Here is a 10,112-nt window from a genome sequence, read left to right as displayed (position 1 = left end):
TCGCAGCTTGATTCATCAGGAAAATTTTGCATGAATTGTAGTATGGTCATAATGTTTCATATTTTAGTACAAGAAACCACCACTATACTTCAACCACAAATTATTGACACTTATTGTCAAATTTTGTCACGTGCATTCATGCGGATACACATATTATTTAATATTTTTTTTGCTAAAAACTTAAATTCACTCGATTTTAACTTTGTAAATAATAAAATATTTTTAAAATATTTTAATTTTTCAATCAATAAAATATTCTTTACTTGTATTGAAATGGAATTCAAAACAAATTCTCTTTGATCCTTTTTACATATTTTAAGGTATAAATCAAGCAATAACAAATTTTTCTTATATAAAATTAGCAACTTTTTTGGGTCATTTAGCATTCCGGTCATTACCCCATTTTGATGCATCCTATATACTCCCATATTGTCATTATGATAAAAAAACTCCCCCTTCAACAGCAATAATAGAGAAAGCGGTCTATCAGCTGATGGGGAATTTAAAAATAATGTAGAAGGAATTGGGTTTAAATTCCTAAAAACTAAAGAACAAGAAGGAAAAGATCCTCCTCCCTTTTCTATAACAAATTTTGCAGGTACAGACTTAGATTTTTCCCAATCTTGGAAATAATTTGACAAGTAAATCTGATGTCGTTCATCCCAAATTTTAACTTGATGTATTGAAGCACTAAAAGAGGGATTTAAATCCAAAAAATCAACTTGTTTTTTAAGCTTAAAATTTTCTGTCCAATAATCATCTCCTTCACAAAACGCTATATATTCTCCTTTACATTGACTGATTGCGAATAAAAAATTCCGGATCATTCCCAAATTCTGATTTTGATTGAAAAACTGAATCTGTATTTGATTATCAATATTATCAATGAATTTTTGAATAACATTTGAGGTGTTATCAGTGGAACAGTCATCCGAAATAATCAACTCAAAATCAATTTCACGTTGATTAATTACACCTGTAATTGCAGCTTCAATGAAATTTTCATGATTATATGTAATCATAAGGACTGATACTTTTGGTTTTTTATCCATTAGCCAAATTCAGTTTCATTTTTTCAAATATTCTAAAAGTAGATAAGTTTACATTATACCAAAATGAAATTAAAGCTATTCTCATTTTTTAGTTTCTAAATTTCTTAAAATTGATCTTTTTTAAATTGATGAACTTATTTAAAACCTTCTGAAAAGTGCGTCTAAAAGATCTAATTGTAAAACTACAAACATCTTTAAATCTGGGTTTTTGTTGAAATTTAAAACCAAACAGTATTTGCATATTAGGCTGATTTGAAATATTAACCCTTCCATAAAATCCAGTACTATCATTAAGTCCATGAATTGTTACACACCACATAGGTTCCTTAACATTTATTTCCAATTTGCTTTTGTCATTACGATATTCAGTGTGTTGTTTGTAGTAAACAGTCTTAAATCCTGATTCTGTTCTTTTTTCAATTAAAGAAAGAAAGGCATTATACCTGTGAATCATAATAGAAGTTACAGCTGATTGGACGTCATAAACTAAACCTTTATTAAAATTGAGAGCTAAGTAAGTTTGATTTTTAAATTGTCTTTGGACAAACCCTATATAGTCATTATGCAGCATATCATCAGTATCCACTCTACTAGAGATCAGGTATTGGAAATCGTTACCTAGAAATTTCTGAATATCTGCTTGTAAGTATTTCGAAATATTGAAACTCTGATATTCATGGGATATCAACTTTATAAATGAAAATGGCTTAAAAATTCTCTCCAAATCCTCTATCACATTAACTGGGGTATGTCCATCAATATAAAAAAACCAATGAAACTCTTTAATTGATTGGTTTAGGATGGAGGGATAGCAAAACTTTTTGAATATCTCAATTCTTTCAAGCAACCAAATTTCAGGATCAAATCCCCTTTCCGCAATTTTGGTCTTGTAAAACACATTGAGCCGGGTGATCAATAGGTGCTTGTATTCCATGCTAAGGCTTCTTAAAAAATGACGTTTGAGTAAATCTCTTTGAATTCACAGATGGACCAAAACTTTGTAAAAAAAGCCAACTATCTAATTTATCGATGCTTGTGGAATAAGACTTTCTATTTGAGTTGTCTACAATTAAAAAACCTCCTTTTTTTAACTTATCAACAGAATTCAAAATACAGCCGTTTCTTGCTTTTCCATCCACTAGCACCATATCAAAATATTGGTCTTCAAAATCCAATATTGTCCCTGAATAACCTCTGTAATCTAAAGGATCGTCATCTTCATCCGAAATAAATCCTACTTCATCAAATGGTTTTTCTTCTCCTTTCATCAAATTTAAATGCAGATTTGGACAGTCTACCAATTTTGTTTTAACCATATTGTACCACAATTCATCATGCTCTACACTATGGATCTCAGCTACTCTTTCAGCAAAAAATTTGGTGGATCCACCGCTTCCATATTCAAATACTTTCATTTCAGGCTTTACTATACCTTTGAGAAAATCAATAGCTTCAAAAGTGATCCATGGAACACCTGCGATTAAAGGCGTTTTGGAATAATCCATGTTAGATTTCATATATGGAACATAGTATTTCAAAAGATTCGCCAATGGTTTTTTCAGTTTTTTTGCCCTAATTAATTCTTTCATGTACCAGTATTGAACATGAAAAACGCTGTCTTTTAAAAGTGTTTTGATCATCTACCTTTTTGTTATTTGATGTAATATTTTTTTGATTTCCAATTCTAGTTTATAAATCCTGTAAAACAACATACTGATCTCAGCGGGATATTCCACAACATTTATATCACAAAACAAACCTACTGCCCCGGACCAATTGTATTGGTTTTTTATTCCAAATTCCCTTTTCCAAACCAGGTATATTCTGATTCTTTGCCTAAGAGCAATCCAATTTTGCATTCTTTGCTCTTTCTTGTTTGGATTGGTGCTTATGGAATTTTCGGTTTTATGGATCAAGGTCAGATAACGATTATCAAAAACCACATTGGGAAAATCAGAAACTAGCCTAAACATCATGTCATATTCCTGACTGCTGCTAAGCTTTTCATCCCATCCACCTACTTTTATCAAAGATTGCCTATGCCAAAGGTTAGCACACGTATCTCCTAATTTACTTCTTATCAACCCCTTCCAGATATTGTTATCAGATTTCCTATAATGCATTCTACCATTAGGATAAACATGGATGCTATTGCCCACTACCATGGATATCCCAGATAAAGTTAATTTTAGCTGACCTGCCAATTTATCCGGAAGGAGTTCATCGTCAGCATCCAAAAATTGAATCCATTCCGAACTGGCCTTTGAAAGTCCTAGGTTTCTGGAAGCTGTGGCGCCCCTATTTTCATTATAAGGATGGTGCAGGAACTTTATATTTTCATACTTGGTAGCAAATTGTTCTGCTAAAATAATTGACCCATCAGTTGAACCATCATCAACTATAAAAACTTCTAAGACCTCAGTTTCATTTATAACTGATGATAAAGCTCTTTCTAAAGTCGATTTATTGTTAAAAACAGGAATAATTACACTAACCATTAAAGTTATTTCGAGAACTAAAATAAAAAATCCTAAATTTTTCTTTTTGTATATCCTAATATTTCATTGTTTTAAGTGTCCTATACCTAACATTTCGGGAAAATTATTTGACGATTTCTAGATTCTGAATAATTAATCGAAAGATTATTTAAAGACTATAAAGAATAAAAAAATCAGCGTAAAATTCACAATTACAAAACAATTAAATCAAATTGATTGATACGAAACCATACTCTTAAATAAATTCGAGCTCTTCAAGAGGTTTTGAAAGTTGTCTGACCCTAAAATTTTTCCTTTGGATATCAAAACAACTTTATCAACATTCCTTATCGTAGCCAACCTATGTGCTACAATCACAAGAGTGATTTTCCCTTTTAAAAAATCTATGTTTTCTTGGATGTTTTTCTCAGATTCCGAATCCAACGCGGATGTGGCTTCATCCATTATCAACAAGTCAATATCTTTATATAATTCTCTTGCAATGGAGATGCGCTGTTTTTGTCCACCACTGACTAGAATCCCATTTGTCCCCAATTGAGTGTTTTCTTGATGGGGTAATTGTCTAATAAAATCAGCTACATACGCTTTTTCTAATGACTCCCAAAACCGCTTTATATTTTCTTCGTTTCTTTCTGCCCAAAAAGTGACATTATTGAATACTGAATCAGAAAAAATTACGGGTTCTTGGGTAATGTAGCCAATTCTTGATTGAAAATATTTCAAATCAATCTTTTCAATAGGAATTCCATCTATAGAAAGCTTACCATTTTGATTGGGAAGCAAACCCGTAATTAAATTTACTAGAGTTGTCTTTCCGCTTCCACTTTCACCCACAAATGCTACCGACTCATTTTTGGAAATCACAAGATCGATACCATGCAAAATTTTTTCTTCGGAATATCCAAACGAGACATTTTCAAATCTGATATCTTTATTTATTGTGATTTTTTCCCCAGTAATAATTTTATCTTGCTTGGAATGAAGATCATAAAGAAAGGTTCGCATATTATCCAATGCTCCAGAATTAGTTAAAAAGTTGTTGTAGAAGGTCTGTAAACTCATCAAATAAGTAAGTGCCCTATAAAAAAACAACAAACTAAGAATAATTAAACCAAGACTTTGATCCAAAAGCTTAGTTTGTATGAAAATAACAGAAATCACAACTGCCATAATTACAGGTTCCTTTGCTGAAAATAGGATTGCTCCATATATCCCAATTTTTTTTCCTTGGGCATCAATCGAATCTGCTAATTGAATCATTTTTTTAGTATAATCATTAATCAAACCTGTTGCTTTTAAGTATTTAAAAAAGCCTACTTGTTGGATAAGCATTCCTTGATAATCATGTCCTCCGTAAGTGATTTTTCTTGATGCTTCTATTGTCTTTTTATTGATTACTTTAAAGATTTGGTTTGATAGCAATCCCCCTACCATTACCATCAAGGCAAATTGAGTATTTGCCATTAAAGCCAAAAACCCGTAAACAGAAGCCATTACCGCACATTGTAAGGTCATAAAGTAGGCATTCGAGGCAGCAGCAACTTTGTTTATTTCAACTGATAGTGTGTTTTGGATTTTACCTGAGTCCGAATTGACAAAAAATTTATAAGAAAAGTCTCTTAGCCCTACCAAACCTTCAAATCTGAGATTTTTCACAAAAAAATATTGAACCTCGGCCCTGTAGTAAGATTCAATAAACCTTGCCAATCCTTTAAGGGTAAAAAACATAAGCATAAATAATAATATCGTAGTTAAATTAAGTGTAAATCCAAAACCTTCTATTCCGGCAATAATAAATCCCAAACTTCCCAATTCAGGCGAATTTACGTATGATTTCCCATCTACCATCTGTAATAGTGGAAGGAACATAGCAATCCCAAAACCATCCAAAAGACCTACAGAAATATTGAGTCCCATATTAACAAATATCCTGTGATACAAGTAGTTGTAAAAAAAACTAAAATGCTTAAAGTAATTTTGGAACATTTAGAATTATTGATTGAGAAGAAATATCAGAAACTCGAAAGAATTAAAAAGCAATGAGCTACTGTTTAATGATTTTTAATGATCCTCCCCGGAACACCTACCACAGTGACATGATCCGGGACATCTTTGGTAATGACTGAACCTGCCCCGATCGTGACATGGCTTCCTATTTTGATTTTTGGAAGGATGGTGGCATTGGCCCCTATCCGGGTTTGGTTTCCAATTGTCGCAGCACCGAGAATCACTGCCCTTGGACTGATTTCACAAAACTCCCCGACTTGCACCTCATGATGGACCTGTGCCCCTGTATTGACCAAAGTTCCTTTCCCTATCTTTACTTGCGACCCGATAAAACAATGGTTGAAAATATCCACCCCTTCCAATAGCGCAAAAGGGCTGATGGTATTTTGAAATCCCAAAAGATTGACCATGGTTCCTCCTGCCCTTATAAACTTCTCATAAAACAATACCCTGTAAGCCGGATTGCCTACCGCTAGGATAAACCTCGGGTCTTGGACAAAATGGCTTTCCAATGCATCTTGCCGATTGATGATCGGATATTTTTCCAAGACCAGTGTTTCTTTGGTCACATCATCAAAAAACTCCAACAAAACCGGAAGGGATTCTTGGGTAAGAATATCAAAACATTCCAAGGCATGTCCGCCTGCACCTGCTACTACCATCAATTAATTGTTTTGGACACGAAGTAAAATTCGGGCAATCATTTTTTGTTCCTCTTTGCTAAGGCCGTGATACAAAGGAAGACACAATACCCTGCTGCTGATGCTGTCTGATACAGGAGTCTCGCCTGAGGTGTAATCCAAGTGGTTCAATCCTGGGAAGAAATACCTCCTTGCCCCGATCTCATGGTCTGAAAGCAGTGCCATACTTTTCTCTAGCTGACCTTCATTTTCAAAAATGACGGGGAAATAGGCATAGTTATAGGATTCGATACCTGCAATATCCAAAAATTTCACCTTCATTCCTTTGAGGATATCAAGGTAATGGTGAAACTGAAACTTCCTTGCAGCAAGGATTTCAGACAGATAGTCAAGGTTAACCAATCCCATGGCAGCGTGGAATTCGGAATTTTTACCGTTGATCCCCACCCCATTGAATTTCAAAAATCCGTCGTGACCGAAGTTTCTGAGATAGGACATCCGCTTTAGTAATTCAGGGTCCTTGGTAAAAACTCCCCCACCTTCTATGCTATGAAATACCTTGGTTGCATGAAAACTGCAGGTGCTGATATCCCCATATTCAAAAATGGAGCGGCCTTTGATTTTTACCCCAAAAGCATGCGCACCATCATAGATCACTTTGAGATGGTGTTTTTTGGCGATTTTCTCAATGGCTTCCACATCACAGGGAACCCCATACACATGCGTTGCCAAGATCGCGGAGGTATTTGGGGTGATGGCTTCCTCTATTTTGGAAGGATCAATATTCAGTGTCTTGGAATCAATATCCACAAAAACCGGGGTACATCCTTCCCATACAATGCTGCTTGTAGTGGCCACATAGGAGAAAGGTGTGGTGATAATTTCACCTGTCAAACCTAAGGCTTTGATGGCCATTTGAATGGCGATGGTGCCATTGCTTGTATATAACAGGTGCTTTACGTCCAAATGACTTTTAAGCTTAAGCTCTAGTTCATTGACCAAGGGGCCATTGTTGGTCAGCCAATTTCGCTCCCAAATCCCATCTAGGTAGCGGTGATATTCCTCTTTGGGAGGCAGAAAAGGTTTGGTTACAGGGATCAAATTGAAAAGAAGTTTAAGAAGTGATTATATGATATTTTAAAAGTTGGCTAGGAATAAAAATCCAAGTTTGGAATTGGGTCAAATGGGGTTTTAATTCCTGCTCTTATGCGTAAATGAGGGTTTTTGTTTGTTTAAATCTCATCATCCTGTTTTCTCCCTCAGTGATTGAATGCCCTTCGTGGATGGAAAGTGACCCAAAGCCGTTTTGCTCAAAAGCCTCGACGATATCAAAATAAACATCTTCCAACTCAGGCGCAGCATGGTACTCGAGCAGGTACTGAGTGGAGCGACTGATACTCTTGGTTTGCTTCAAATCTATAAACACTTGCCTTTCAGCCCCCTCTACATCAAGCTTCACTAGATCAAATTCTCCTTTGGCAAGATAATCCGACAAGCGGACTGCATCTACTTCCTGTAGGAATATTGATCCTGTCCCGGGAAAAACAGAGCCGTTGATGATATTGCCTGTAGCAGATACATAAAACCGCTCCCTACCGGGATTGTCAGAAAGGCAGGCATGTACTGCCTCGACGTCCTGAAGGCCATTTTGAGCGATATTCTTTTCCAGAAATTGAAAGGCTACGGGATTGGGTTCGATGGCGATAAGCCGGGCTTGGGGGTACAGGAATTTAAAATACAGGACACTGATTCCCATATTGGCTCCTCCATCAATGATCCGGGGTGAGGGATTGGAGGTGTGAAAAAGATACACCTGCTCCAGAAAAATCTCTTTGATCAATCTCAACAGCACCTGAGGGGAACTGGCGCTTACCACAAACCCAAACATCCGGACTTGGATATCCTTGTCATTGCCAAACTTTGCCCTTAAAAGTAAAAAGCTGAGCGTGACAAGCAGATGAACCCTTCTGTAATTTTTCCTATAAAATCCATGCGCTAAAGCAGGGTAATAAAAATCCTTCAAGAGCGAAAAAAAATGAACCAAGGACTTCAAATTTGTATACTGAGGGATTTTGTGAACAGGATAAAAAATTTAAAACTGAAAATTTCTATATATTTTTTTTTACCAAAGAATTTTTTCCAAAATGGAATCATATCAAGGTTATTAATGATCACTAGAGTAAATATGAAGTCAAATTCAATATTAATTTCCGGCGATTATAAGGACAGTAAATATTTATGCAAGGCTTGAAGCGGGGAGGAAGGACGACGGACCCGGCCGGCACAGGCCAATTGGGTTGATAGGTTTCCGTCGTCTTGACTTATTTGGCAACTTTTTTTATCAAGAAAAAAGTGGCTTTTGAAACAAATAGTTGATTTTTTTAAAGGCCAAGAATCAAACAAAACCTTATCAAAATCCCTTCACCAATTTCTATTCATCAAAGATTATTTGCCTTTTTTTCAAAGATTTTTATATAAACCAAAATTCAAAAAATTATATTTTTTTATAAATAACCATCTTTATTTTGAAAAAAAAGGCCGTTTTCGGGTATGTTCCGCTATACTTCTTCCCACCTTCCCCGCACCATACGTCATACCCTTCCCCACCATAAGTTGACTTTGTACCAATTTCGAAGAAAATGTATCACTTTCCCAATATCTAACTCAGCATTCAAAATTCTTCATTCCCAAGCATTACATTTGGCATCTTGAACACCTCAACACCACCATATTTTCCGGCCTTGACCGGTATCCGGGCAATCGCCGTGCTGATGGTTTATTTCCATCATTTCAACCCCTTTTCTGAGCCCTCAGGAATAGGCTTCCGGCTATTTGCCGAATTGCATATCGGTGTCACCATCTTCTTCGTATTGAGTGGATTTATCATTACCCACAAGTACTTCGTCGATCGCCGGGTTTCTCTTTCTGTTTACTTTTGGAACAGGTTTACCAAAATCTATCCCGTATTTTTTACCCTGAGTATCCTGACTTTTTTGGCTAGGGCCATTTACTTAGGGGTATTTGGAGAAAACGAGGCCTTTACTTTGCTGCTCAACCTACTTCTTTTGAAAGGCTATTTTTCAGCATACCTTTTTTCGGGAATTGCCCAGGCTTGGACTTTGACAGTGGAAGAAACCTTTTACCTCTCGGTTCCGCTGTTGGCTTTGGCTTGGAAAAATTGGCGTTGGCCTTTGCTCAAATTAACGCTTATAATCACTGCTTCAGGCCTTTTTTTACAATATCTTTTTCAGAACCTAATCCCTTCCGGTTTTTTGGGGGACCTTCAGTTCCTGTTCAACTTTACTTTTTTTGGGAGATGCTTTGAATTTCTGTTGGGAATGGCTTTGGCCTACAATCTTCAGCGCAGATCAAAACCTAAATACCTGACATTAATTGGGACGGTATTTATCCTACTCTGCTTGTTGGCCTTGGCCTTGATCGGCAAAGAAGGAAAAACGGGAGACAATTTTCCTTTGGGTATAATCGTCAACAATGTTGCTTTACCGCTTTTTGGGATAGTACCACTTATTTGGGGCTTGATCAGGGAAGAAACTTGGCTCCAAAAACTACTGTCTTCCAAACTTTTCCTGATCTTGGGAGATAGCAGTTATGTCTTTTACCTGATCCATATCGGGATTATCCAATTGGCCCTGTCCACTTTTGGTTTTTCTATCTTCGTTAACCTGCTGATTTTGTACCTGTGTGCAATCTGCGGTTATTACTTTTTTGAACAACCCGTCAAGATTTATCTCAGAAGGAAGTTTTAGAGCAGAAGCGAGAACCGAGAGACCCTTCGTACCTCAGGCTGACGCCTGACAAACCTGACAACGCGCAGCGGACAACCCGGCAACAATCAGTACCAAGTACTATGTACCATGTACGAAGCTAAATCCGACAACTTGATAACCTGACAA

General features: G+C 36.2%; 9 protein-coding genes. 1 reads left to right on the top strand and 8 read right to left on the bottom strand.

Translation table 11 applies throughout. The features are described 5' to 3' along the window. Positions 1 to 116 precede the first annotated feature (116 nt). From MMU07_RS21270 to MMU07_RS21235, 8 genes are all read right to left on the bottom strand, one after another. Positions 117 to 1,052: a glycosyltransferase family 2 protein gene (locus tag MMU07_RS21270; protein WP_241128628.1), complete on the bottom strand. Its 936-nt coding sequence runs from the start codon at positions 1,050 to 1,052 to the stop codon at positions 117 to 119. An 88-nt stretch (positions 1,053 to 1,140) separates the two neighbouring features. Further along, positions 1,141 to 1,986, bottom strand: coding sequence for a glycosyltransferase (locus tag MMU07_RS21265; RefSeq protein ID WP_241128627.1), 846 nt, complete (start codon positions 1,984 to 1,986; stop codon positions 1,141 to 1,143). Position 1,987: 1 nt separating this feature from the next. Next, positions 1,988 to 2,692 carry an O-methyltransferase gene (locus MMU07_RS21260; RefSeq protein ID WP_241128626.1) on the bottom strand — a complete coding sequence of 235 codons (705 nt, stop codon included), beginning with the start codon at positions 2,690 to 2,692 and terminating at the stop codon, positions 1,988 to 1,990. After that, a complete protein-coding gene (locus MMU07_RS21255) occupies positions 2,693 to 3,550 on the bottom strand; it encodes a glycosyltransferase family 2 protein (RefSeq protein WP_241128625.1) in 858 nt (285 codons plus the stop codon). 207 nt (positions 3,551 to 3,757) lie between these two features. After that, positions 3,758 to 5,467, bottom strand: a complete 1,710-nt coding sequence (locus MMU07_RS21250) for an ABC transporter ATP-binding protein (RefSeq protein WP_241128624.1) — start codon at positions 5,465 to 5,467, stop codon at positions 3,758 to 3,760. A gap of 134 nt (positions 5,468 to 5,601) precedes the next feature. Beyond that, positions 5,602 to 6,219, bottom strand: a complete 618-nt coding sequence (locus MMU07_RS21245) for an acetyltransferase (protein ID WP_241128623.1) — start codon at positions 6,217 to 6,219, stop codon at positions 5,602 to 5,604. A gap of 3 nt (positions 6,220 to 6,222) precedes the next feature. After that, positions 6,223 to 7,299 (bottom strand): DegT/DnrJ/EryC1/StrS family aminotransferase, encoded by a 1,077-nt coding sequence (locus MMU07_RS21240; protein WP_241128622.1) that lies wholly within the window; start codon positions 7,297 to 7,299, stop codon positions 6,223 to 6,225. A gap of 103 nt (positions 7,300 to 7,402) precedes the next feature. Beyond that, positions 7,403 to 8,242 carry an FkbM family methyltransferase gene (locus MMU07_RS21235; protein ID WP_241128621.1) on the bottom strand — a complete coding sequence of 280 codons (840 nt, stop codon included), beginning with the start codon at positions 8,240 to 8,242 and terminating at the stop codon, positions 7,403 to 7,405. 664 nt (positions 8,243 to 8,906) lie between these two features. Here MMU07_RS21235 and MMU07_RS21230 point away from each other — a divergent pair. Then, a complete protein-coding gene (locus MMU07_RS21230) occupies positions 8,907 to 9,965 on the top strand; it encodes an acyltransferase family protein (protein WP_241128620.1) in 1,059 nt (352 codons plus the stop codon). Positions 9,966 to 10,112: the final 147 nt, after the last annotated feature.

Origin of the sequence: Cognataquiflexum nitidum (assembly GCF_022538055.1) — a bacterium.
Classification (GTDB): domain Bacteria; phylum Bacteroidota; class Bacteroidia; order Cytophagales; family Cyclobacteriaceae; genus Cognataquiflexum; species Cognataquiflexum nitidum.
Note: the sequence above shows the minus strand (reverse complement) of the source record. Positions and strands in the feature narration are given on the sequence as shown.